This is a genomic window from Cupriavidus sp. MEYA8 (assembly GCF_059278825.1).
Map to the genome: position 1 here is coordinate 200,880 of NZ_JCAEMD010000003.1, position 23,081 is coordinate 223,960.

General features: G+C 60.6%; 17 protein-coding genes, 6 pseudogenes and 1 other annotated feature. Of the genes and pseudogenes, 17 read left to right on the forward strand and 6 right to left on the reverse strand.

Annotation, left to right across the window (positions count from 1 at the left end):
* The first annotated feature begins 666 nt into the window (after positions 1 to 666).
* On the forward strand, positions 667 to 1,653 hold the full coding sequence (locus tag AC5WJ1_RS28810) for an IS5 family transposase (RefSeq protein ID WP_494477336.1): 987 nt from the start codon (positions 667 to 669) through the stop codon (positions 1,651 to 1,653).
* Between the two features lie 267 nt (positions 1,654 to 1,920).
* On the forward strand, positions 1,921 to 3,117 hold the full coding sequence (locus AC5WJ1_RS28815) for an EAL domain-containing protein (RefSeq protein WP_494477337.1): 1,197 nt from the start codon (positions 1,921 to 1,923) through the stop codon (positions 3,115 to 3,117).
* 158 nt (positions 3,118 to 3,275) lie between these two features.
* Here the strand turns inward: AC5WJ1_RS28815 and AC5WJ1_RS28820 are convergent, their stop codons facing one another.
* Positions 3,276 to 4,001 carry an IS6 family transposase gene (locus AC5WJ1_RS28820; protein ID WP_494477338.1) on the reverse strand — a complete coding sequence of 242 codons (726 nt, stop codon included), beginning with the start codon at positions 3,999 to 4,001 and terminating at the stop codon, positions 3,276 to 3,278.
* A 299-nt stretch (positions 4,002 to 4,300) separates the two neighbouring features.
* Here AC5WJ1_RS28820 and AC5WJ1_RS28825 point away from each other — a divergent pair, with 299 nt between their 5' ends.
* From AC5WJ1_RS28825 to AC5WJ1_RS28835, 3 genes are read left to right on the forward strand one after another with little or no spacing between them, the layout of a single operon-like run.
* Positions 4,301 to 4,672, forward strand: coding sequence for an HvfA family oxazolone/thioamide-modified RiPP metallophore (locus AC5WJ1_RS28825; protein WP_494477041.1), 372 nt, complete (start codon positions 4,301 to 4,303; stop codon positions 4,670 to 4,672).
* An 18-nt stretch (positions 4,673 to 4,690) separates the two neighbouring features.
* A complete protein-coding gene (locus AC5WJ1_RS28830) occupies positions 4,691 to 5,539 on the forward strand; it encodes an HvfB family MNIO-type RiPP peptide maturase (protein WP_494477339.1) in 849 nt (282 codons plus the stop codon).
* Between the two features lie 25 nt (positions 5,540 to 5,564).
* Complete coding sequence (locus AC5WJ1_RS28835) at positions 5,565 to 6,272, forward strand: HvfC family RiPP maturation protein (protein WP_494477039.1); 708 nt, start codon at positions 5,565 to 5,567, stop codon at positions 6,270 to 6,272.
* A 36-nt stretch (positions 6,273 to 6,308) separates the two neighbouring features.
* On the opposite strand, the gene AC5WJ1_RS28840 is transcribed toward AC5WJ1_RS28835, so the two are convergent.
* Entirely contained in the window at positions 6,309 to 7,199 is an 891-nt protein-coding gene (locus AC5WJ1_RS28840; protein WP_494477038.1) for a LysR family transcriptional regulator, read from the reverse strand.
* A 133-nt stretch (positions 7,200 to 7,332) separates the two neighbouring features.
* Between AC5WJ1_RS28840 and AC5WJ1_RS28845 the strand changes: the two genes are divergently transcribed.
* From AC5WJ1_RS28845 to AC5WJ1_RS28870, 6 genes and pseudogenes are all read left to right on the forward strand, one after another.
* Positions 7,333 to 7,851, forward strand: a complete 519-nt coding sequence (locus tag AC5WJ1_RS28845) for an HvfX family Cu-binding RiPP maturation protein (protein ID WP_494477037.1) — start codon at positions 7,333 to 7,335, stop codon at positions 7,849 to 7,851.
* A gap of 57 nt (positions 7,852 to 7,908) precedes the next feature.
* Positions 7,909 to 8,862, forward strand: a complete 954-nt coding sequence (locus tag AC5WJ1_RS28850) for an MBL fold metallo-hydrolase (RefSeq protein ID WP_494477340.1) — start codon at positions 7,909 to 7,911, stop codon at positions 8,860 to 8,862.
* Positions 8,863 to 8,921: 59 nt separating this feature from the next.
* A complete protein-coding gene (msrP, locus tag AC5WJ1_RS28855; RefSeq protein ID WP_494477035.1) occupies positions 8,922 to 9,923 on the forward strand; it encodes a protein-methionine-sulfoxide reductase catalytic subunit MsrP in 1,002 nt (333 codons plus the stop codon).
* The gene (gene msrQ / locus AC5WJ1_RS28860; protein ID WP_494477034.1) at positions 9,923 to 10,612 is read left to right on the forward strand and encodes a protein-methionine-sulfoxide reductase heme-binding subunit MsrQ; all 690 of its coding nucleotides are present in this window, start codon (positions 9,923 to 9,925) and stop codon (positions 10,610 to 10,612) included. The genes msrP and msrQ overlap by 1 nt, the downstream gene beginning before the upstream one ends.
* A 33-nt stretch (positions 10,613 to 10,645) precedes the next feature.
* Positions 10,646 to 11,287, forward strand: a pseudogene (locus AC5WJ1_RS28865) (IS6 family transposase).
* 54 nt (positions 11,288 to 11,341) lie between these two features.
* Positions 11,342 to 11,458: pseudogene (locus AC5WJ1_RS28870) on the forward strand (IS110 family transposase); the annotation flags it as partial.
* A gap of 41 nt (positions 11,459 to 11,499) precedes the next feature.
* Here the strand turns inward: AC5WJ1_RS28870 and AC5WJ1_RS28875 are convergent.
* Together AC5WJ1_RS28875 and AC5WJ1_RS28880 are read right to left on the reverse strand one after the other, a co-directional pair.
* On the reverse strand, positions 11,500 to 12,516 hold the full coding sequence (locus AC5WJ1_RS28875; RefSeq protein ID WP_494477033.1) for a DUF535 family protein: 1,017 nt from the start codon (positions 12,514 to 12,516) through the stop codon (positions 11,500 to 11,502).
* Positions 12,517 to 12,739: 223 nt separating this feature from the next.
* On the reverse strand, positions 12,740 to 13,177 hold the full coding sequence (locus tag AC5WJ1_RS28880; protein ID WP_494477032.1) for a hypothetical protein: 438 nt from the start codon (positions 13,175 to 13,177) through the stop codon (positions 12,740 to 12,742).
* A gap of 225 nt (positions 13,178 to 13,402) precedes the next feature.
* Here AC5WJ1_RS28880 and AC5WJ1_RS28885 point away from each other — a divergent pair, with 225 nt between their 5' ends.
* The 5 genes and pseudogenes from AC5WJ1_RS28885 to AC5WJ1_RS28905 all read left to right on the forward strand — a co-directional run bounded on the left by AC5WJ1_RS28885 (position 13,403) and on the right by AC5WJ1_RS28905 (position 20,325).
* Positions 13,403 to 13,942 carry a fimbrial protein gene (locus AC5WJ1_RS28885; protein WP_494477031.1) on the forward strand — a complete coding sequence of 180 codons (540 nt, stop codon included), beginning with the start codon at positions 13,403 to 13,405 and terminating at the stop codon, positions 13,940 to 13,942.
* A gap of 374 nt (positions 13,943 to 14,316) precedes the next feature.
* Positions 14,317 to 15,044, forward strand: a pseudogene (locus AC5WJ1_RS28890) (fimbria/pilus periplasmic chaperone).
* A gap of 81 nt (positions 15,045 to 15,125) precedes the next feature.
* On the forward strand, positions 15,126 to 17,702 hold the full coding sequence (locus tag AC5WJ1_RS28895) for a fimbria/pilus outer membrane usher protein (protein ID WP_494477341.1): 2,577 nt from the start codon (positions 15,126 to 15,128) through the stop codon (positions 17,700 to 17,702).
* 74 nt (positions 17,703 to 17,776) lie between these two features.
* Positions 17,777 to 18,730: a fimbrial protein gene (locus tag AC5WJ1_RS28900; RefSeq protein WP_494477393.1), complete on the forward strand. Its 954-nt coding sequence runs from the start codon at positions 17,777 to 17,779 to the stop codon at positions 18,728 to 18,730.
* A 351-nt stretch (positions 18,731 to 19,081) separates the two neighbouring features.
* A pseudogene (locus AC5WJ1_RS28905) lies at positions 19,082 to 20,325 on the forward strand (cation:proton antiporter).
* A 104-nt stretch (positions 20,326 to 20,429) separates the two neighbouring features.
* Here the strand turns inward: AC5WJ1_RS28905 and AC5WJ1_RS28910 are convergent.
* Positions 20,430 to 20,873, reverse strand: a pseudogene (locus AC5WJ1_RS28910) (IS6 family transposase); the annotation flags it as partial.
* 332 nt (positions 20,874 to 21,205) lie between these two features.
* Between AC5WJ1_RS28910 and AC5WJ1_RS28915 the strand changes: the two are divergent.
* Positions 21,206 to 21,385: pseudogene (locus tag AC5WJ1_RS28915) on the forward strand (IS6 family transposase); the annotation flags it as partial.
* Positions 21,386 to 21,476: 91 nt separating this feature from the next.
* On the opposite strand, the gene AC5WJ1_RS28920 reads toward AC5WJ1_RS28915, so the two are convergent.
* Positions 21,477 to 22,711, reverse strand: a protein-coding gene (locus AC5WJ1_RS28920; RefSeq protein ID WP_494477342.1) for an IS3 family transposase whose coding sequence is annotated in 2 segments (ribosomal slippage) — positions 21,477 to 22,423 and positions 22,423 to 22,711 — 1,236 coding nt in all. Because the reading frame shifts where the segments join, the coding sequence is not laid out codon by codon here.
* Positions 22,317 to 22,433 (reverse strand) — a sequence feature (AL1L pseudoknot). It overlaps the preceding gene by 117 nt.
* Positions 22,712 to 23,081: the final 370 nt, after the last annotated feature.

Here is a 23,081-nt window from a genome sequence, read left to right on the forward strand (position 1 = left end):
GGCCAAAGCGGCTGGTAGGCCCTGACCAAAAGGTAAGCAGCCGGTTGCTCCCTTTGATCAGTAGGGGCACGTCGTCATCAGGGCTGCCGGGGGATAGGCGGGCGCTAAACGGAAAGCCCTCGGGCTGGAGGTATCGCCGAGGTCGGCCAGAACGGGAACGTGGTAAGCCCGATTCCCTGCCAACATTCAGAACATCGAATCGTTGGCAAGCGACCCGTGAGGGAAGCTGTTGGGGAAGCGGGTAAGAGAACGCGCAAAAAGCGAATGCCAGACTGTAATTGTCCGGATAGGAGTTCAAACTTTGCTCTGACCTGAAAGGGTGCAGACTTGCGCGAGGTGTGGCTGTCGCGAGCCAGTATTTGCGGTCCAACGTGGGGCAGCTTGGAAGAGACTGTCGTTGTTTTACGGCAGTTCAGCGCCCCCGTCTCAGCAATGAGATGGGCCAACGATATGACGTAAGTGGAGGTCTTGTGCTGTATGGCAAGGCCGGCACCTGGCAACGGTGCTTTAGCCATGCGCGAGCCGTATGCGGGGAAACTCGCACGTACGGTTCTTTGGGGAGGGGGCGACGGTGACGTCGTTCCCTTACCCGCTAAATCAGCGCGGCGGTCATCGTTGAGTGACGTGTAAGCGTTGTCATGTGCATGCCCACGATATGAGTCGGAGATGAAGCGACAGATCAGTTTTGCGGAAGCGGAAAGCCACGGCAAGAAGCGGGTGACGCGCCGCGAGCGCTTTCTGACGGAGATGGAAAGCGTGGTGCCATGGTCGCGTCTGATTGCGGCGGTCGAACCGTACTACCCCAAGGGCAAACGTGGACGGCCGCCGATCGGCCTGGAGCGGATGCTGCGCATTTATTTCTTGCAGCAGTGGTACGGGCTGTCGGACGAGGCGCTGGAAGACGCGCTGTACGACAGCATGGCAATGCGCGCGTTTGCCGGGATCGACCTGGCAGTCGAGGCGGTGCCAGACGCGACCACGCTGCTGAAGTTTCGCCGCCTGCTCGTCGAGCATGAACTGACGCGAAAGCTGTTCGACGAAATCGGCATCATGCTGTGCGAGCGGGGGCTGATGATGAAGGAAGGCACGATTGTGGATGCCACCATCATCGAGGCGCCCCCGTCGACCAAGAACAAGGAGAAGAGCCGCGACCCGGAGATGCACCAGACCAAGAAGGGCAATGAATGGCATTTTGGTATGAAGGCCCATGTCGGCGTGGATGCGGCCTCTGGGCTGGTGCACAGCGTGGTGGGCACCGCGGCCAACGAGTCTGACGTGTCGCAGGCGCATGCCTTGCTGCATGGCCACGAGGAGCATGCGTTTGGCGACGCGGGCTACACGGGCGTGGACAAGCGCGAGGAGATGAAAGGCAAGACCGTGAAGTGGCAGGTGGCCGTCAAGCGCGGCAAGATCAAGGCGATGAGTGACGGAGCGGTCAAGGACTTGCTGATTGCCGTCGAGCGGGCCAAGGCCCAGATTCGGGCGCGAGTCGAACATCCGTTCCACGTCATCAAGAATCTGTTTGGTCATCGCAAGGTTCGCTACAAGGGCCTGGTCAAGAACACGGCGCAGTTGTTCAGCCTGTTTGGTCTGGCGAATCTTGTGCTCGCCAGGAAGCTGTTGCTGGCCTCAGAGGGGCGCAATCCGTCCTGAGCGCGCAACGCGCGCCAGGAAAGGCGCGAAAAGAGAGAAAAACGGCTTGAGTCGGTTCCCATCTCTCCCGCATGGCGAAAGCCGAAGTCATTGGCTTGTGCAACATCAAGCGCAAACCTCATTGATCAGCGATTCCTTAGATTTCCGTCACATTTCATGCGATGGCCCTGCTTGTGTGCGTCGGATTTGAGAATTGTTCAGACTTCTTTGCGTGGCGGTAGGATTTCATATTGTGGTGTTGCCTCGACTCCAGCTGTGCACTTGTCGTTGAAACTTGCTCTCGACAACGGCGCAACGATCAGGATGACACAGGCGGCCTCACAAGAGAGGAAAATGGGATACCTACATCTGGTAGTTGAGTTCGCCAATCGCGCGGAACTCAAACGCGTCCATGGAGATGCGTTTCTTCGGACAGTAGAGGAGGCGACGCTATGGCATACACAGAGCATCTGCGCTGATCTTGGTATGGCGGCGATACTATCGAGAGGCGAAATCCGGATTCAAGCGTTGCCGCGCATCCTTCAGTATGAGAGGACGTATTCGGATCACCTCCACTACCAGGATCTCGAAGAGGTCATGGCAAGACTTTGCGGGCGACTAGCCTGCACGCGGGATGCCGCCTCCATGGCGTCGCTGCATGCAGCGGTAGTTGGCGCCCCAGTTCTGGGTGGTGCGTTGGAGCTGGTCCGGCCCAAAATGTCGATGGCCTTTACACCTTCAACCGTCAATGCGCCGAGTGTCGAGCGGGCCCTCTCAGCCATCATGAACGACGCGGCTTCGTTCCTTTTCCAACCGGTGATTGACAGTACTGGGGGCACGAAGATCCACTATCAGGAAGCACTCGTGCGAATTCTTTCCGCCGATAGCGGCCGTGTGATGAGTCCCCAGGAATTCGTGCCTTTCCTGGAGCAATCGCATCTCGTGCGCATGCTCGATCGCTATGCCGTCAAGCGCGTTATTGGGATGCTGAAGTTGGATTCAATGATTACGCTTGGCGTGAACATCTCCGCGCAGAGCGCGGTCGAGGACCTTTGGTGGTCATCGACAATGCTGGAACTCAGGGCCCGTCCCGACATTGCGAAGCGCCTCGTCCTGGAAATTACTGAAGTATCGCCGATTGTCCGGGGCAGTGCCCGAGCTTTCGCCCGGCACATCCAAGGTCTCGGATGTCAAATTGCCATTGACGATTTCGGCGCAGGCTACAGCATCGAGACCGCGATCGAGATCGGCAGGGCAGACCTGATCAAGCTGGACAAGAAGTTCATCGCGAACGCCAGAAATCGTGCGAACGCGGGTCAACTGCAAAGCGCCGTCAACTTTGCAAAGACTCTTGCAAGGGATATTGTCATAGAGGGCATCGAAGATGAGTTGGACCTACAGTGCGCCCGGAGCACAGGGGCGCGATGCGTTCAGGGCTATTACCTGGCGATGCCGTCGCCGCTGCCGGTTGATTTTCCCGTATGATCGGGGGTGACTCGCGGGCTGGCCGTCCTTCATACTAGGCGCGCAACGCGGCCAGCGAGGCGGCATCGGGAAATCCCGCCGGATCGGCCGGTGGCGACGCGCAGGGTTCTGTCGCGATAACGCCGGCGCGGCGAAGCCAGCAAGTGAAGCGGGCTGGTTTATGAAACCAGGGAATAGAATTGCTGTGCGGCGGACAAACGGGTCCCATTGGGGCAGTTCATCTGCCCCTTGGCGATCATGTGCATGGTCTCGATGCCACCCACGATGATGCGTGCGCATCGGAATTTCTTGAACCCGAGCATGGGCTGCGTTCGCCGTTTGATGGCCCGGTGGTCCTGCTCAACAATGTTGTTCAGGTACTTGCGCTGACGGATCCTGATCGGCGTTTCACGCTGCGCGTTCACCGCATGCAGTGCGGCCAGGTTGGCTCCACTTTTGTCGATGGTCACGATATCAGGTGCGCCGTTCTGGCCAATGGCTTTCTCAAAGTAACGCCGCGCAGCAGCCTTGTCCCGGCGAGCGCGCAGCAAGAAGTCGACGGTGCTGCCGGCCTTGTCCACCGCGCGATAAAGGTACGTCCATTTGCCGCGCACCTTGAGGTAGGTTTCGTCCATGCGCCAGCTCTTGCCGACCGGGCGCTTGTGGCGACGAAACGCTTTCTCGAACAATGGCAACAGCTTGATGACCCAGCGGTGCACGGTCGAATGATCGACCGCGAGGCCGCGTTCGGCCATCATTTCCTCCAGATCACGCAGGCTCAGCGAATACGCCACGTACCAGCGCACGCACAGCAAGATCACGTCCAACGGGTAGTGCAGGCGCTTGAGCACCTTGGTTAGGCCCGCGGGCAAGGTCTTGCGGGGTGTCTTCGTCGGCTTCGTCATCAAGGTGCTTCCAGCATTTCTGGCCGACGATTCTACCCCTCCCGCCTTATCGCGACAGAGCCCTCAGTTTTCCGCCAGCTGGAGCATGGCCTGTTTTCGTGAAACGAAGGAAGAAATGCCCCCCGCAATGCGCCTGGCTTGCGTGCCTCAAGCGGCATTTTGACTTTTTGGGACTTGCATGTCGCGCGCAGTCATATCCACCGGTTATCGATCACTGAAAAACAACCATTTCCCCGCGCGTGGCCGCGTCGGCAGAATCCACTCACCTCTTCAACAACGCTCGGTCAAGGAGCCGATCCATGCAAAATAAGACTCGCAATATCTCCACCCTTATCGCCAGCGCCGTACTCTCCACCGTCGGCCTTGCCGGCATCGCCCACGCGGCTGACGCTTCGCCTTTTGCGGTCAAGCCGCTTGATCAGGGTTACCTCGTCGCCCAGGCCGATACGGGCAGCAAGATGAAGGAAGGCAAGTGCGGCGAGGGCAAGTGCGGGGCCAACAAGATGAAGGCTGCCGACAAGGCCAAGGACGGCACCTGCGGCGCGGACAAGAAGGCCAAGGATGGGACTTGTGGCGCAGAAAAGAAGGCTGCCGAGGGTAAGTGCGGCGCGGACAAGAACGCAGCGGATGCCAAGCACAAGGACGGCAGCTGCGGCGCCACCAAGTCGTAACTGTAAAGGTCTGAGAGCATGAACACGCAACGTTGGCGCGGCGCAGGCTTGGGGTTGCGGCGCGAGCTGATTGCACCGCTGACCGAGTCTATTCCCGAGGCCGTAGATTTCTTGGAGATCGCCCCGGAAAACTGGATCGGTATCGGTGGTGCCAAAGGTCAAGCCTTGCGCAAGCTGGCCGAACAGGTGCCGATCGTTGCGCATGGTCTCTGCCTGAACCTTGGCGGCTTTGCCCCGCTGAACCAGGAGCTGGTCGCCGGCGTCGGCGTGCTGATGCGCGAACTACGCACGCCGTTCTATTCCGAACACCTGTCGTACTGCGCTGACGATGGCTGCCTGTATGATCTGATGCCGATCCCCTTCACTGCCGACGCGATCGAGCATGTCTCCCGACGTATCCGCCAGGTGCAGGACATGCTCGGCCAGCGCATCGGCGTGGAGAATGTTTCCTACTACGCGGCATCCCCGATCGACGAGATGGACGAAGCAACATTCCTGCGCGCCGTGGCCCAGGAGGCGGATTGCCTGATCCACCTTGACGTGAACAACGTCTTTGTCAACAGCGTCAACCACGGCATCGACCCCTACGCCTACATCTCATCGCTACCTTCCCAGCGCATTGCCTACTACCATGTCGCCGGGCATTCGCGGGAGAGCGAGACGCTAGTGATTGACACACACGGTACCGACGTCATCGACCCGGTGTGGGCGCTACTGACGCATGCCTACACCTGTCACGGTGTGCAGCCCACTTTGCTGGAGCGCGACTTCAACCTTCCGCGTCTTTGTGATTTGCTGGTCGAAGTCGACCGGATCGCCAGCACGCAGGCCATTGCAGAAAGGATGACTCATGCACAGGCCGCCTGAGACCATCAAACCAGCGCAGGAACCCGTGTTTCAGCGCTATCAGCGCTTGTTCACGGCCTGCATTCGCCAGCCGCAAGCTGATTCTGGGCCTGCCGGAGTCGCTCCCGAGCGGCTGATGCTCTATCGCGAGCTGCTGTTGAATAACTTCTGCGGCTTCCTCGATGCCTGCTTTCCCGTGATCCAGCAGATGTTGGGGCAAGAGCGTTGGCGTGCCCTCTGTCTGAGGTTCTTCGCAGAACACCGTGCCGCCACGCCGTACTTTCATCAGATTGCCCAGGAATTTGTTCAGTGGTTATTCCAGGATGGACGGCAACGTTTGCCAGATGAGCCTGCCTATCTCGCGTATCTCGCACATTACGAGGCACTGGAATTGGCGGTACATACCCATCCGGATGGACAACCTCAATCCTTCTTGCCCAATCTTGGGCTAAACCCGACGCTGCGCCTGGCCTGCTACCCCTATCCAGTACATCGCATCGGCGCGGATGCCGAGCCTGTCACGGTTCAAACGACCCGACTGATGGTCTGGCGGGATGCAGACGACAATGTGTGCTTTGCCGAGACCAATCTCGTGACCTATACATTGCTCGAATTGCTACAGACATCCATGGGCAACCTGGGGGAAACGCTTGATCGTCTGGCCCAGGCGACCGAGGTTCGCCCCAGTCCCGCACAATTGCAGCACCTGCTAGAGGATCTCGTGGAACAAGGGATCGTTCTAGCCATGGATTAAGGCTTGGCCACCGCGCCCTTGGGGCTAGCGGGCACGCTAAGCAGCCAAATCCGCTGGCCACTGGAACGTCGACAGCGCTTCCACGAGGCTCGAGATGGCGTCGGTTTGGGGGCGTTCGGCCAGCGTGAGAATCTTGACTTCCCGCGCGAACGGGCAGTCCGCTGTGCGGATAAAGGCGATGCCTGCCTCGCGCGCCAGGGAGACCGGCATGTAGGCGATGCCAAAGTTCGCTCGCACCAGCAACTGGATCCAATCTTCCCGGGGACTGGCCTGTACGGTTTCAACCTCCACGTTGAAATCCCGCAGCGTCTTGTCAATGTAGTCGGAGTACTCGCAGTTCAACCGTTCGCAGTACGCTTCGCCCTTCAGGTCCTGGACCAAGACCTCGGACATTTGGGCGAAACGGTGTACCGGCCCGTGTGCGATTACGTAGTCCTCTCGAAAGAGGGCTGCTGCGCGAAAGCGCTTGGGATACTCATAGGGGGCTGCCATTACGGCGACATCAATCTCGTTCTTGTCGAGTGCATCCGTGAGCATTTCCATCGTGCCTTCCCGGAACTGCAGGTCCACCTTGGGCTGTGCCGCCTGGAATGCGAGGAAGCCGGGCAGGAGCACATTGAATGCGACCGAGCACATCACCCCCACGCGAATTACCACACGCTGCTCGCGCAGCAGGCGCCGTGCCTGCTCACGCGTCTGGTTGGCCGTTGTATAGATCTGCTGGAAGTTGGGAAGCATTGCCCGCCCGAGCTCCGTCATTTGCACGGCATTCTTAGTGCGATCGAAGAGCCGACCGCCAAGCAATTCCTCAAGCTTCTGGATCGCCTTGGTGAGCGCTGGCTGGGAGACGAAACATCGCTCCGCGGCGCGCGTGAAGTTCAGCGTCTCGCTCACGGCGAGGAAGTAGCGTATCTGGTAGATCTCCATGGCGGGCTTCCTAAGTGCTCAGCCAGTGAACATAACACGAAGCTATCGCGTGATGAAAAATGACGATTTCCTCGATCCCGGTCCACCCCTTACGATTTGGCCATCAACTATTTGCGTCCACCAAGATCTTTCCATGAAGAACGTGCTTGCACCGGCATTTCAACCGATTCAACAATTCCTGTCGGCGCTTGACGGTGTTGGCGCCTGGGTTGCCCCCCTTGTTCTGCGCGTGCTGCTTGCCGTCGAGTTCTGGGCGTCCGGTGTCGAGAAGTGGAACGGAAGCAACTGGTTCAGCGACGTCCAGGACCGGTTCCCGTTTCCTTTCAATCATGTGCCCCCTGACGTAAGCTGGTCGTTGGCCACAGGATTCGAGCTTGTGGGTGCGATCGCCCTAGTCATCGGGCTCGGTACCCGGTTCTTTAGCGTCTCACTAACCGTCCTCACCGTCGTCGCTATTGCAGCCGTGCACTGGCCGGATCAATGGCACAGCCTCTCCGAACTCGCCATGGGCTATGTCATCACCGACGATGGCCACGGCAACTACAAGCTGCCCCTGATCTATCTGGTGATGTTCCTGCCGCTGATTTTCCAGGGTGCCGGCAAGTTCAGCCTGGACTATTGGCTCCACCGCCGACTGCTGGCTACGCGCTGATTCCGGATGCGAAGGTCATCGACGATGGCCCGCTTGTCGACAATAGCTAGATGCCTCATGAAGCCAACCCTCCTGACATGCGGCCCATGGACCAAGGCGTGCCGTGTGCTCTTGCTCAGCGCCGCGGCACTGCTGATCTGCAGCAATTCGGCACTTGCCTCGTCAGGCTGTGCTCGCAGTTTCGCCCTACAGGTATTGGGCGCCGGTGGCCCGGTTCCGGAAGGTCATCGGGCCAGCAGCGGCTATCTGGTCTGGATCGATGGCCACAGCCGCGTGCTCGTGGACTCTGGGGGAGGCGTCTTCCTCCGCTTCGGCGAGGCAAAGGCCCGCATCGAAGACTTGGACCTGATCGCGCTCACACATTTTCATGCTGACCATGTCGCGGATCTTCCAGCCCTCGTCAAGGCTGGCTTTTTCTCGGAACGTTTGACCGCACTGCCTGTGAGCGGTCCGAGCGCAGGGGCCCCATTTCCCGGCCTGAAAACCTTCCTGTCGGCGGAATTCGCCGATCCCAATGGCGCGTTTGCCTATCTCGCGGGCGCACTCGACGGCACCGATGGCCTTTTCAAGCTGGAGCCTGCCGAAGTCGATGTTCACCGCGATAGTCCACAGGTTGTGTTCAAGTCGCCGGGCCTCACCGTTTCCGCCGTGCCTGTCAGCCATGGACCGGTACCGGCACTTGGCTATCTGGTGCGCACGCCCACCCACACGATTGCCTTCAGCGGCGATCAAAATGGCGACAATCCGGCCTTCTGGGACATGATCAGGCATGCAGATATCCTCGTGATGCACATGGCCGTCCCGGAGGATGCCGACCCGGTGGCAGCCAGGCTGCATGTCCGGCCGAGCGTGATCGGCATCAAGGCCGAAGCCGCCCATGTCAAGCATCTTGTCCTCAGTCACTTGATGGCGCGCAGTCTTGTCGCGCTGCCGGACGATCTACGCCGCATTCGGCAGCACTATACGGGGCAGGTGAGCGTGGCAAGCGATCTGGACTGCTATTCGCCATAGCTATGTGGAATCGGCCAGCACCGGAGTTCTCACCTGACGTTGTTCCCACTACCTTTCATATGCTGATTCCTTCCCCAAAATGGCTGCGTGGCGACGACATCGCTGCATCGGAAATCACGCCGCAACACGTGTTCGCCACGCGTCGGCGCCTGCTGGCGATGGGCGCCGCAGGTAGCCTGGTATCGCCGTGGTTCGCGCAGCAGGCTTTCGCGCAGGGCACGCCCGGCAAGCTGCCCAGGCTGGCCGCAGCCGTGAATGGTTCGTACTTGGTGACGGAGAAGCGTACGCCCTACGAGGATGTCACGGCCTACAACAACTTCTACGAGTTCGGTACCGACAAGTCCGACCCGGCGCGGTACGCGGGCACGCTGCGGCCGCGCCCCTGGCAGGTTGCGGTGGAGGGGCTGATCAAGCAACCCAAGGTGTATGACCTCGACGAACTGCTCAAGCTCGCGCCGATGGAAGAACGCGTCTATCGGCTCCGTTGCGTGGAGGGCTGGTCGATGGTGATTCCCTGGATCGGTTATCCGTTGGCGGAGCTGATCAGGCGGGTCGAGCCGCAGCCCGGTGCGAAGTACGTCCAGTTCATTACGCTCGCCGACAAGAAACAGATGCCGGGCATCAGCAGCGGTGTACTGGACTGGCCCTACAGCGAAGGCCTGCGCATGGACGAGGCCATGCATCCGCTGGCGCTGCTGACGTTCGGGCTGTATGGGGAAGTGCTGCCGAACCAGAATGGCGCGCCAGTACGCGTGGTGGTGCCGTGGAAGTATGGCTTCAAGAGTGCGAAGTCGATCGTGAAGATCCGCTTCGTCGACAAGCAGCCGCCAACGAGCTGGAACATTGCCGCGCCGAACGAGTATGGCTTCTATTCGAACGTGAACCCCGACGTGGACCACCCCCGCTGGAGCCAGGCCACGGAACGGCGCATCGGCGAGGACAAGGGCAGTGGCGGCTTTTCGGCGCTGTTCGCGCCAAAGCGCAGGACCCTGCCGTTCAATGGCTACGGTGCCCAGGTGGCATCGCTCTACCAGGGCATGGATTTGAGGAAGTTCTTCTGATGGTGCAGCGTGATCTACCGGCAGCCGCGGTGCGAGCGCCAAGAAAGCCAGGCGGTGGAATTGCAAAACTCTCGCCCCAGCACGTACAGGCGGTGAAGCTCGCCGTCTGGTGCCTGGCGATGCTGCCGTTCGCACGCCTGATCTACCTCGGCGTCACGGCGCGGTTTGGCGCGAATCCGCTCGAGTTCGTCACCCGTTCCACTGGCACGTGGACGCTCGCAATACTGTGTGTGACGCTCGCGGTTACGCCACTGCGCCGCATCACCGGATGGATCTGGCTGATCCGGTTGCGTCGCATGCTGGGCCTGTTCGCATTCTTCTATGGCGTGCTGCATTTCCTGCTGTGGCTCGTAGTCGATCGCGGCTTTGACGTGGCCTACATAATCAAGGACATCGGCAAGCGGCCATTCATCACTGTGGGGTTCGTCGCATTCGTGCTAATGATTCCGCTGGCGGTCACGTCGACAAATGCAATGGTGCGCTGGCTTGGCGGCAAGCGCTGGCAGGTGCTGCATCGCGTAGTCTATGGCATTGCGGTGCTTGCCATCCTGCACTTCTGGTGGCACAAGGCCGGCAAGAACGACTTTGACGAGGTATCGATCTACGCAGCAGTGGTGTTTCTGCTGCTTGGAAGTCGTTTCTGGCGCAAGGCGCGTTCCAACGGATCCGGTATCAAGAGACAAGAATAATCAGAAAATTACATTTCCTCGAGTTGCAGGAGAATGGCTCCCCAGTGCGTGCGCTGGTACGTGGCGTATTCGCTGAGCCTGCGTGATCTGGAGGAAATGATGGCCGAACGCGGCCTCGCGGTCGATCATTAGACCGTGCACCGCTGGGTCATCAAGCTGTTGCCATTGTTCGAGAAAGCGTTTTGTCGCCACAAGCGCCCGGTCGGCAAGAGCTGGCGCATGGACGAAACCTACCTCAAGGTGCGCGGCAAATGGACGTACCTTTATCGCGCAGTGGACAAGGCCGGCAACACCGTCGACTTCTTGCTGCGCGCTCGCCGGGACAAGGCTGCTGCGCGGCGTTACTTTGAGAAAGCCATTGGCCAGAACGGCGCACCTGATATCGTGACCATCGACAAAAGTGGAGCCAACCTGGCCGCACTGCATGCGGTGAACGCGCAGCGTGAAACGCCGATCAGGATCCGTCAGCGCAAGTACCTGAACAACATTGTTGAGCAGGACCACCGGGCCATCAAACGGCGAACGCGGCCCATGCTCGGGTTCAAGAAATTCCGATGCGCACGCATCATCGTGGGTGGCATCGAGACCATGCACATGATCGCCAAGGGGCAGATGAACTGCCCCAATGGGACCCGTTTGTCCGCCGCACAGCAATTCTATTCCCTGGTTTCATAAACCAGCCCGCTTCACTTGCTGGCTTCGCCGCGCCGGCGTTATCGCGACAGAATCGTAAAAACCGAAGCACAGCAGGCGTTGCTGGCGCTACACCGGATGCGCCAGCAACTGGTGAAGTTGCGTACGATGCAAATCAACAGCCTGCGGGGGCTGTTGACAGAATACGGCGAAGCCCCATACTGCGACAGAGCCCTTCTGTCCCGATTATGTGCCTACCGCAGCGCGGCAGACTGCGCAGACCTGAACTCAACGATACAAACGCGCGCAACGGCATCACTCGTGTTGCTGACGGCCGGAAGCGCCAGCCACTGACTAACGTTCTGCCGGATGGCATCGGCGCGCTGCTGCTTGCGTCGGTAGGCGGCGCGTTTTTTAGACGGCAGCGTCGTAGGGTCGCGAAGCGGCGGGTTCACAGGAAGCTCGATGTTGCCGCAGGGCAGCGCGATGCCGCCGCACTCCATCCAGAAGCTCTCGTAGTCGGCATGAATTTCGCGCGGAGTGCTGCGCTGTCGGCCCACGTGATTTCGGCGCGAAACTGCAACAATGCGTCGGGCGCCGATCTGGGACGCGAAGGCCAGTAATGCCTCGGTCACGGCGTCCTTGGGCCGCAGGCCGTCTCCGGCCTTTGTGGATTCGCGGATCAGATCACGGCTGCGTTCACCGCGAGGCCCTTGAAGGCCGCCCACAAAGATCTCGGGTCCGTCCGCAGATGGCTTCAGGTAGAAGCTCAGCTGGACCAGGCAGGTCGCTGCCACGGTATCCAGCCAGTAGAACGCCAGCTCTCCCTCCTTTGGATTTGGCGCGGAATCGGCCAACCGCAGCAGATAGCGGCCGTCGTGTTGCATGGCGTCCAGCCCGCCGCCTACATATATGTGCTGGCAGATGTGGAGCGGCAGCGCGCCGCGCAGGATGGCGTAGTGCTGGCTCACGAGCCGCAGGCGCTCGACGAACCGCAGCCCCATCCAGCCCAACGGCCGAAATGGGCGCTCCAGTAGCGCCGGCCTGGCAATGACAGCGCGCTGCATTAGCGAGCACGCGGCAATGGAAGCCAACCATTGCCGCGCGTAGCGACCGTGTGCCAGCGAGCGGACCACAAACCTCAGACGCCGGCTCCAGCACTTTCGGCTGCCCGTCGGATGGCAGAATTTGGCCAAGGCGGCAAGCGAGATCAGGTAGCGGATGTAGCCAAGTGGATTAAACAGATGGATGCCCCGGTCGCTTGCTACCATCAACCACCGGACAAACGACAACGACTCATACACGACGTAGAAATCCCTAAATTAATGGCGACCGCAACCTCAATGTGCGTGGCCTCGCGCGTGGCGGATTGCTTCCCCAGGAGGGGCAGCACTTATTGTGCAAACTGCAACTTGTAAGAATTCGCAACGGATTGAAATATTTCAGAATGGCAAACGTCTGTCAAATCCGATGCCTGCGAATGATCAGATGGTGTCATTGAATACACGTCGACATGCTGATGCACATGGCCCGTGCCGCCCAGCGTATTGCGGTTGATGACTGTGCAGGCTGCACATCCAGCGTGCCGCCTGCATGGGTGAGGCCGGCCGTGTTGTCCAGCGCATTGGCGATGCGCAACGTGGCGTCGGCATTGGAAGCGACCTTGCCGCCTGCGTTGGCGAGGCTGTCGCCGGCGAGCGCCAGCGGTCCGCCCGCCACCACGGTGCCTCCGGTGTTGTCCAGCGTGGTTCCGGTCACGGTGACGGCGTGCTGGACGGAGATCGTGCCCGCCGCATTGTTCAGGGCGCCGGTGTTGAGGCTCATGGCCCCGTTGGCCACCGTCAGCCCGCCCTGACTGTTGTCGTAGGTCTGCCCGTGGGTATCGACTGCCAGGGTGCCGGTCGATTGAATGACGCCACTCTGGTTATTCACTGCCGCAGTTTAGATTTCCGTCACATTTCATGCGATGGCCCTGCGTATGATCAGCCAAGTTGTGAAAAATTCAGATTCTTCGGGTGGCATACCCATATTATCCTGTTCTGCGATAGTGCAGATAGGACTTACTGTAACTGTATCACTGGGTGGATGGATTAGCGGGGTCCAAATCCGTCTTCGAGCGCCAATCTTGATCCTGCCTATTTTTGTCTATTCATCATCATGAAGAAATCTCTTCTCTCGACGCTGGTTGTGTTCGGCTTGGGCCTGGCTTCGCAGTTTGCTGCCGCAGCTGACGGCAGCATAACCTTCAACGGTCAGGTCACCGCAAATACCTGCAATGTCGACGGCAACAGCACTGGTACGAAGGACTTCATCGTCACGCTGCCGACCGTGACGAGCGGCGTCTTGGGCAGTGCGGGCTCCACCGCAGGCCGCACGCCGTTCAACATCGTCCTGACCGGCTGCACTCCGAGCACGGGCACCGTGCACACCTTCTTTGAAGCGGGCCCGACGACCGATGCGTCGACCGGTAACCTGATCGTTACTGGTGGTGCGACCAATGTGCAAATGCAGTTGCTCAACGGCAATGATCTCTCTCCCATCAAGGCTGGATTTGCTGATGCGCAGCAGAACTCGCATTCGGTGGCTATTACTTCGGGTTCGGCCACACTGCCATACTTCGTCCAGTACTACGCCACGGGCGCGGCCGGCACCGGTCCGGCCAACTCCAGCGTGATGTACACCCTGAGCTACAACTAAATGGGATGCGGATGGCGGGATCTCCCCGTCATGCCATCCGCCCGCTCTGGATTCGGCCTTGTTTTCCCGATCGTGAAGAGGCAGTGAAGCTGGCGCGCCATGTTGGCTGCCAGCGAGGCACCCTAGCGCCTGTCGATTTCCGTCAAGACGCTGGTCAACCCGTGAGACCTTCGGCCCCGAGCGATTGCAGAGGGAGCTTGCACGGCGCGGGATCACGGAATGCAACGCGTTGCTCTACAGCCGGCATCGAACCCAGGCCCGTCTGGACTTTTATCCCCCGCTTTTACTCTGACAGAATAGCGGCCAGACCCTCCCTCAACCGTTGGCATACACGGTTCCCAACCGACCTCAGAATGCTCATGACCCCCACGCGGATGTCTCGATACGTCTGGACCACGGCCTTGCTGGTGCTCGGTCTGGTCGTTGCGCTGCGAGCCGAGGCCTCGGTGGTCATTGCCGGCACGCGCGTGATCTTCAACGCCAATGAGCGCGAGACCACCGTCAGGCTGAGCAACGAGGGAAAGCTGCCAGCGCTCACGCAGGTGTGGCTGGACAAGGGCGATCCCAAAGCAGCGCCGTCGGAGATTTCCGTGCCCTTTACCGTGACGCCGCCGGTGTCCCGCATCGACCCTGGCAAAGGCCAGACGCTGCGGATTTTCTATACCGGTGAGCCGCTGCCCAAGGACAAGGAATCGGTGTTCTGGCTCAACGTGCTGGAGATTCCGCCCGAGAGCAGTGCAGAGGCCAACAAGCTGCAACTGGCATTCCGCTCGCGCATCAAGCTGTTCTACCGGCCGACCGGGCTGGCCGGCACCGCGCAGGAGGCGCCGGCCAAGGTGGAATGGCGGCTGCTGCCTGGCGGCAAGCAGGTGCAGGTGCGCAACCCGACGCCGTACTTCGTCTCGTTCGCCGCCTTCGCGGTCGAGGGTGGGGCAAGTCGGCGAAGTTCGATGACGGCGGCATGGTGAGGCCGGGAGACACGCAAGTGTTTGGGCTGAGCAACGCCGCGGGTCCCGCGCCGGACCTGAAGGTTCGCTACCACGCCATCAGCGACTTTGGCGGCGCCATTGACGGAGAAGCTGCACTCGCCGTGGCTCCGTAATTCCCATGGGCACCGGGACCACCAGGCCAATCCCATCGCCGGCGTAGGTAGCGGCTTGCCCGCTATTTCGTGTGATTTCCAATGCGTAAGCCATCTCCCACGCTCCCCGTGCGCCACCAGATCGGCCCGGCCGTCTGCCTGCTGGCTGCCAGTGCGACCGCCATGGCGGCTGACGGCGGGAGCTTGGCGGCTGAGGCGAAGTTCAGTGATATCTTCCTGCGCAAGGTGCCTGGCGAGCAGATTGACATCAGCCGTTTCAACCGGGGCAACGTGGCCCTCGTCGGCGACTACCGCGCCGACTTGTATGTCAATCAGACCTGGATCGGTCGCGGTGACGTGACGCTGCGCGCCGTCGATGGGAACGTCCGCAATGTCCAGCCGTGTTTTGACCGGGCGCTTCTCGAGCGCATGGGGGTGGATCTGACCAAACTCAAGCCGCAGGCCAGCGCACGCCTGGAGGGCACGGGGGCTTGCGTCGCGTTGCCGGAGATCATCGAAGATGCGACGGCCACCTTTGATAACGGCGAGCAGCGCCTGGACGTGAGCGTGCCGCAGGCGACCATGTTACGCCAGGCCCGCGGCTACGTGGATCCGAAGTACTGGGACGAAGGCATCAACGCCGCGCGTCTGCAGTACAACGCCAATGTGTATCACAGTGACAGCCAGGGCATGGCTTCGACCCAGGGTTACCTGGGCCTGGACGCCGGCGTGAACGTTGGCCCCTGGCGTTTTCATCATCGGGGCAACTTCACGCACGACCAGCAGACGGGCAACCGCTACCAGAGCGTGCAAACCAACCTGCAACGCTCGATCGTGCCGCTCAAGAGTCAGCTCGTGATTGGCGAGGCCTTTACCGACGGGGCCTTATTCGACAGCGTGGGCTTTCTCGGTGTGCAGCTGGCCAGTGATGACCGCATGTATCCGCAATCGCAACGGGGCTACGCGCCGACCGTGCGCGGCATCGCTCAGAGCAACGCCCAGGTGCAGATCCGCCAGAATGGCAACATCCTCTACGACACCACGGTCCCGGCCGGCCCGTTCGAGATCAATGACCTGTATCCGACTGGCTACGGCGGTGACCTGGAAGTCCGCGTCACCGAAGCCGACGGCAGCGTACACGTCTCGCGGGTGCCCTACGCAGCCGCGGTCAACGCGCTGCGACCCGGTGTCACGCGCTATAGCGTCACGGCGGGCCAATACCGCAATCCGGGCGTTCACACCTCGCCGCCCCTGCTGCAGGGCACGGTACAGCACGGTTTCACCAACCTCATCACCGGATACGCTGGGGTGGTCGCGTCGCCCCACTATGTCGCCGGGCTGTTGGGGGCGGCGCTGAACACCGACTATGGCGCCTTCGGTGCGGACATCACCCACGCCTCCACGTGGCTGGCCAATGAGCCCAGCCGCAGTGGCCAGAGCGTGCGGCTTTCCTACAGCAAGCTGGTGCAGCCGACCAACACCAACCTCACGCTGGCCGCTTACCGTTACTCCAGCGGTGGCTACCTGGGTCTGGCCGATGCCATGGCCCTGCGGGGCCTGGATGAACGCGGCATGGCCTTTGCCATGAGCGGCATCCAGCGCGGCCGGTTCCAGGTCACTGTCAACCAGGCCCTGGCCCAGGGCTATGGCAACTTCTATCTGTCGGGCTCGGTGCAGGACTACTGGAACCGCAATGGCCGCGATACCCAACTCCAGGCGGGCTACAACAACAGCTACATGCATATCAACTACGGCGTCTCGGTCTCACGCCAGTTCAACGTCACGGCCAACCGGTGGGACAACCGCGTGGGGCTCAACGTGGGCGTCCCGCTGGGCCAGAGTCCACGCGCGCCGTATTCGATGACAAGCCTGCAGCAGGATTCCTCGGGCAGCACCAGCCTGCAGGAAACGGTGACGGGCACGCTTGGCAGGGACAGCGCCGTGGCCTACGGTATCAACGTGGGCCGCAACAGTGGCAATGGGGCGGCCAGCACCAGCGTAGGCGGCAATGTGTCCTATGTGTCGCCGGTGACGACGCTCAGCGTCAGTGCGAGCAAGAGCAGCAACTACACGCAGGTGAGCGCGGGGCTGGCCGGCGGCATCGTGACGTACGCGGGGGGCGTGGCCTTCACGCCGAGCCTGGGCGATACGGTGGCGGTCGTGGAGGCCAAAGATGCGGCCGGCGCGCGGCTGACCAACGGCAGCGGGCTGCGCGTGGACCCCTGGGGCCACGCCGTGGTGTCGAACCTGACGCCGTTTTGGCGCAACCAGGTCGAGATTGATCCACAGGGATTGCCGATGAACGTGGAACTGAAGTCCACGATGCAACAGGTGGCGCCGACCGCTGGCGCGGTCGTGAAGCTGAGGTTCGACACGGAGAACGCCGGCCGCATGGCCATCCTCGAGGTCAAGCGTGCTGACGGCGAGCCGCTGCCGTTTGGGGCCGAGGTGCGTGACGCCAGTGGCCAAGCTGTGGGCACGGTGGCCCAGGGCGGGCGCATCATCGCGCGTGGGCTCAAGGCCGACAGCGGCACCCTCAGCGTGGCGCTCGGCGAGGACCCAGCCAAATCATGCCAACTGCGCTATCAACTGCCCGCCGACCCAAAGACGCAAAAGAACCTCATGGGCGTCGTCCGTGCCATCTGCCACGATGCGGCCCTGACCGCAACCGCCAATTGAGGCTTTCGACAATGTTTCAGACTATGCACTGGCTTGTGATTCTCGTTCGGACAGGCTTCCTGGCCGCCTTTCTAATGCTGGTGGCGCTTCCCGCATTTGCCTTATGCTCTAGTAGCGGTAACGGCTCGGCGATTATCAATCTACCCAGCCAACTGCCGACGAATGCGAATCCGGCTATCGGCACAATGCTTTACGACAGTGGCTGGGTCTCCGCAGATCCAAAAGTGATTCTCTACCTTTGCGTTGGTAGCCAAAGGGGGACTGCGGCGCTAACCACAAGTCGTACTCTCGTTTCGGGAAACTCCGTTTACGCCACCAACATCCCCGGTATCGGCATCGCTGCATTCTTTACCGCAGACGGCAGCGGGACCACGACAGGCTCGTATGCCGTACCCCTGACCAATGGTGGAACCGTCGCGTCAGCTTCCTATTGCACCACCAACTGCGGTCCCATGGGGTGGTTCCGCGTGCAACTGGTGGTTACGGGGCCGATCACCGCAGGTTCCATGTCGTACTCTGGGGTGTATGGGACGGGCTACTGGTCCGGAAGCCGGGTTGGGACACTGACGCTCAATGGAACCACGACCACGGTCGCTCCCACCTGCACGGTGCAAACAACGGCGATTGCCGTCAACCTGCCGACCATCAGCGCAAACGCCCTTCAGTCCGTCGGTTCAACGGCTGGCAATACGCCGTTTAACATCGTCCTGAATTGCAGCGGCCCATCGCAGGTCGGGATATTGCTGACGGATGCCAACAACAATGGCAACGCGACGGCAAATCTGACGCTCCAGTCCGGGGGCGCGTCGGGCATCACGGTCCGCGTCCTTAGGAACAATAATCCCATTACCCTCGGACAGACCCCTTTGTCACCGGCTCGGGAAGCCCGACCTCTACGCCCGTCACCAAGACGGTTGCATTGGGCACATCGCCTACGGGTACCTGGACGCTTCCATTTGTGGCTCAGTACATCCGCACTGGAACGGTGTCTCCGGGTGCCGTGGTTGCACGGGCGATCTTTACCATGACGTATCAGTAGGTGCAGCGGCACGGTCACGTTGGCGAAGTCAGGTCGTGCATAGGCGAGTTGGCCGCGCTGCGGAAGGCCATCCAAATCGACAAGGGCCAGGCCAGCAGCGCGTCCCGTCGGTAGCAAAGACCGCCAGCCTCGCGTATTCGTCCTTGCGCTGGCCTCTCGGCGCGAGATGGTCCCTCAGTCGCTGGTCCGCGGCGTGTCGGCAAACGTCTGCTCGACGAATAGCTGGCCCAGATCGGTCTTGGCGTAGGCGGCCGTAGTCTGCACCAAGGCATGCCCGAGTGGCGCCTGCGCGGCGGGCTCCATTACCTAGACCATCCATCACCAGAGGAACCATCCGTATATGACCGTGTTTCAGGGGAGCGGTGCGCTACTGGCGCTCATCGCGATTTTCGGCGTCATCAATCACCGCTTCATCAAGCTGCCCGACACGCTCGGCATCACTGCCGTCGGGCTCGTCGCCTGCCTGAGTCTCTCCATCCTGGGCTTCAACCACCCCGAAATGGTGAGCAACGCTCGTATGTTGATGGCCATGATCGATTTCTCCGACCTGGTCTTCCATGGTCTGCTCGGCTTGTTGCTGTTCGCCGGTGCCCTCCATGTCGACCTCACCCGCATGCGGCAGCAGCGGGGTGCGGTGATCCTGCTCGCCACCGTCGGCGTGGTGATTTCCACGATAGCCGTGGGCGGCGGTTTCTACTACGTGACACGGTGGCTCGGCCATCCCATCAGTCTGCTTTGGTGTATGGTGTTCGGCGCCCTGATTTCGCCGACGGACCCGATTGCGGTGCTCAGCGTGCTCAAGAAGGCGGGTGCGGCGGAAAGCCTGGAGACTAAGATTGCGGGAGAATCGCTGTTCAACGACGGAACGGCCGTGGTTGCCTTCCTCACGTTGGTCGGCCTGGCCACCGGCGCTTCTGACTTTCGGCCTCCCACGTGGCGACAGCCCTCGTACGCGAGGTGCTGGGCGCGCTGGCGCTCGGTGCGGCGCTGGGCTACGGTGCCTCGTTGATGCTGCGCGGCATCGATAGCTATCCGGTGGAAATCCTGATCACGTTGGCGCTGGCTACGGGCGGCTACGCTTTGGCCGAACTGGCGCACGTATCGGCGCCGCTGTCGGTGGTGATCATGGGGCTCGTGATCGGCAACCATGGCGTCACCACCTCGATGTCCGAGAAGACGCGGGAGCATTTGTTCAACTTTTGGGGCTTGCTGGACGAGTTGCTCAACCTGGTGCTGTTTGGCCTGATCGGGCTGGAGATCATCGCGCTGTCGCTGCATTTACATATCATCTGGCTGGGGCTGGCGGCCATCCCGGTGGTGCTGCTGGCACGTGGCGTCAGCGTGGCAGTTCCGCTGCTGGCCTTGCAGAACTTCCGCCGTCTCAATCCGCATTCGGCCACTATCATGACGTGGGGCGGGCTGCGCGGTGGCATTTCGATTGCGCTGGCACTGTCCCTGCCAGACTTCCACGGCCGCGAAATGCTGGTCGGTGTGACCTACCTGGTGGTCGTGTTCAGCCTGCTGATACAAGCCACCACGCTGGGTCGGCTGGTCAGACATCTGAGCGGAACACCTGCCAAATGACAGCCTGTCCGCGTTTTTCAGCTTTCCACCTTTCCCGTTGCAGAGCGTGGGGTTTTGTCGCAGTAAGAAAGACCAGCCGGCAAGAAGCCGGCATTGATGCTGGCTTATGTTGCGAGGGAATAGAATTGCTGTGCAGCGGACGCAGCGGCCCCACCGGGACGCTGCATCTGCTCCTTGGCGATCATATGCATCAACTCGATGCCACCCAGGAGAATGGTCGCGCAGCGAAAGGCTTTAAACCCGAGCATCGGTCGGGTGATGCGCTTGATGGCCCGATGGTCCTGCTCGACGACGTTGTTCAGGTACTTGACCTGGCGAATGGCGATGGGAGTTTCCCGTTCGGCGTTGAGGTCGTGCAGCGCCGCCAGGTTGGCCGGGCTGCCGTCGATGGTCACCGTGTCAGGCTGGCCGTGCTGCGCGATGGCCTTCTCGAAAAACCGCCGTGCTGCGGCCTTGTCACGCTGGGCGCGCAGCAGGAAGTCGATGGTATGGCCCGCCTTGTCGACCGCCCGGTACAGGTACTTCCGCTGACCGCGTACCAGGATGTAGGGGTGAGTAGACCCAGGGAATTTCACCCGGAGTCTTTCGCAGAACCGTGCGTAAACCTCTCGATTTACACGGCTCCCGTTATCCAACCTGTATCCTCTGATACTGCCAGTGCGCGAACTGTCGCGGGTCTGCCTTCTTCATTTTGTGCAACCACTCTTCACTGCGCCGCTTGTGCCGTCGCAGAGTTTTGTACTTGCGCTGAGCCCAGCGCACAAGCTTCCGGTCTAGATACCGACAGAGCCCATGCATGGCTGTCCGATAGAAGGCGCGGCTCTGTCGCGATAAGGCGGGAGGGGTAGAATCGTCGGCCAGAAATGCTGGAAGCACCTTGATGACGAAGCCGACGAAGACACCCCGCAAGACCTTGCCCGCGGGCCTAACCAAGGTGCTCAAGCGCCTGCACTACCCGTTGGACGTGATCTTGCTGTGCGTGCGCTGGTACGTGGCGTATTCGCTGAGCCTGCGTGATCTGGAGGAAATGATGGCCGAACGCGGCCTCGCGGTCGATCATTAGACCGTGCACCGCTGGGTCATCAAGCTGTTGCCATTGTTCGAGAAAGCGTTTCGTTGAATCGCCCCGGGTATCGAGGAGGCTGTTTGGTTTAAGTTGATGCCGGCGCGGCAGCGGTGTAGCTGAGTTGCCGGTAGTAGTTTGCCTCAGCTTCAGCCGGCGGGATATAGCCGAGGTGTTCCATCAGGCGGTGGTTGTTGAACCAGGCCACCCATTCCAGGGTTGCAAGCTCTACGGCCTCACGGGATTTCCAGGGGCCGCGCTTGTGGATCAGTTCGGCCTTGTACAGGCCATTGATGGTCTCAGCCAGTGCGTTGTCGTAGGAGTCACCGCGGCTGCCGACCGACGGTTCAATGCCGGCTTCAGAAAGCCTCTCGGTATAGCGAATGCTGACGTATTGCGATCCCCTGTCAGAATGGTGAATGAGCGTCCCATCGTTGTCGGGCTGGCGCGCGTAAAGCGCCTGTTCCAAGGCGTCCAGAACGAAGTCCGTGGTCATCGAAGTGCTGACGCGCCAGCCAACAATACAGCGGGCGAACACGTCGATCACGAAGGCCACGTACAGCCAGCCCTGCCAGGTCGAAACATAGGTGAAATCACTCACCCACAGTTGGTTGGGCCGCGTGGCGTGGAACTGGCGCTTGACGCGATCCAGAGGGCACGGCACCGAGTCGTCCGCTACCGTGGTGCGCTTCTTCTTGCCCCGGCGCACCCCCTCCAGGCCAAGCTGCTTCATCAGTCGTTCGACCGTGCAGCGCGCCACCGCCATGCCTTCACGGTTCATCTGTTTCCAGACTTTGTCCGCACCATAGACCTGCATATTGTCCTCCCAGACCCGTTTGACCGCAGGCCGCAGACGCTCATCGCGAATTGCACGGGCGCTGCGTCGCGACGGATCGCGAAGCCGTGCGGCATGGCGTCGGTAACACGACGGGGCAATCTGCAAGACTTTACAGATCGGCTCGACCCCGAAGGCATCTCGATGCTCATCGACGAAGGCCTTCAGGACTTGAGCCGGCGGTCGAGCTCCGCCTGGGCGAAAAACGCGCTGGCCAGCTTCAGGATCTCGTTGGCTCGACGTAATTCCTTGACTTCACGCTCCAGCGCCTTGACGCGTTCTCGTTCTGACGTCGTTACGCCGTCGCGTTCACCGCTATCAATTTGGTCACGCTTGACCCATTTCAACAATGTATGGGCCGAGCACCCAATCTTTGGGGCAATGGCCTGGACCGCCGCCCATAGCGACGGATGCTCGCCGAGCTGTTCTCGCACCAGGCGAACAGCCCGCTCTTGGACTTCGGGGGAATGCTTGTTCTGCTTGTTCATGGCTCCATTCTCTCAAGACTTGGAGCCTCAAAATCCGGGGCGATTCAGGAACGACGTTTAGATTTCCGTCACATTTCATGCGATGGCCCTGGTTTCCGATCTGGACAATCAGATTCTCAGCGAAAAGCTCCACCGCCCTCGACTCCGTGCCTCAAATTCCCCGCCCGTACACCAGTTTCGACTTTAGCTCTCTGATTCAGCTCTCATTTTGTTGCAAGCCTGGCGCCTTCACCTGCGGGATAGCGGGGCAAATCCACATGTGAAAGCCATGTCTTGGTGTGACAGACTATGTGCTTTCAAATGTCAACGAGATAACGGTTTGTTTCGTTTAAAAACGATTACGTGCCAGGTGGCAAACGTGCTGCACAGT

Excerpts from the sequence above, each read along its gene's own strand:
- AC5WJ1_RS28810 (WP_494477336.1), top strand. The coding sequence starts at position 667 with ATGAAGCGACAGATCAGTTTTGCGGAAGCGGAAAGCCACGGCAAGAAG.
- AC5WJ1_RS28820 (WP_494477338.1), bottom strand. The coding sequence starts at position 4,001 with ATGACGAAGCCGACGAAGACACCCCGCAAGACCTTGCCCGCGGGCCTA.
- AC5WJ1_RS28825 (WP_494477041.1), top strand. The coding sequence starts at position 4,301 with ATGCAAAATAAGACTCGCAATATCTCCACCCTTATCGCCAGCGCCGTA.
- AC5WJ1_RS28830 (WP_494477339.1), top strand. The coding sequence starts at position 4,691 with ATGAACACGCAACGTTGGCGCGGCGCAGGCTTGGGGTTGCGGCGCGAG.
- AC5WJ1_RS28840 (WP_494477038.1), bottom strand. The coding sequence starts at position 7,199 with ATGGAGATCTACCAGATACGCTACTTCCTCGCCGTGAGCGAGACGCTG.
- AC5WJ1_RS28845 (WP_494477037.1), top strand. The coding sequence starts at position 7,333 with ATGAAGAACGTGCTTGCACCGGCATTTCAACCGATTCAACAATTCCTG.
- AC5WJ1_RS28850 (WP_494477340.1), top strand. The coding sequence starts at position 7,909 with ATGAAGCCAACCCTCCTGACATGCGGCCCATGGACCAAGGCGTGCCGT.
- msrP (WP_494477035.1), top strand. The coding sequence starts at position 8,922 with ATGCTGATTCCTTCCCCAAAATGGCTGCGTGGCGACGACATCGCTGCA.
- msrQ (WP_494477034.1), top strand. The coding sequence starts at position 9,923 with ATGGTGCAGCGTGATCTACCGGCAGCCGCGGTGCGAGCGCCAAGAAAG.
- AC5WJ1_RS28875 (WP_494477033.1), bottom strand. The coding sequence starts at position 12,516 with ATGGTAGCAAGCGACCGGGGCATCCATCTGTTTAATCCACTTGGCTAC.
- AC5WJ1_RS28885 (WP_494477031.1), top strand. The coding sequence starts at position 13,403 with ATGAAGAAATCTCTTCTCTCGACGCTGGTTGTGTTCGGCTTGGGCCTG.
- AC5WJ1_RS28895 (WP_494477341.1), top strand. The coding sequence starts at position 15,126 with ATGCGTAAGCCATCTCCCACGCTCCCCGTGCGCCACCAGATCGGCCCG.
- AC5WJ1_RS28900 (WP_494477393.1), top strand. The coding sequence starts at position 17,777 with ATGCTGGTGGCGCTTCCCGCATTTGCCTTATGCTCTAGTAGCGGTAAC.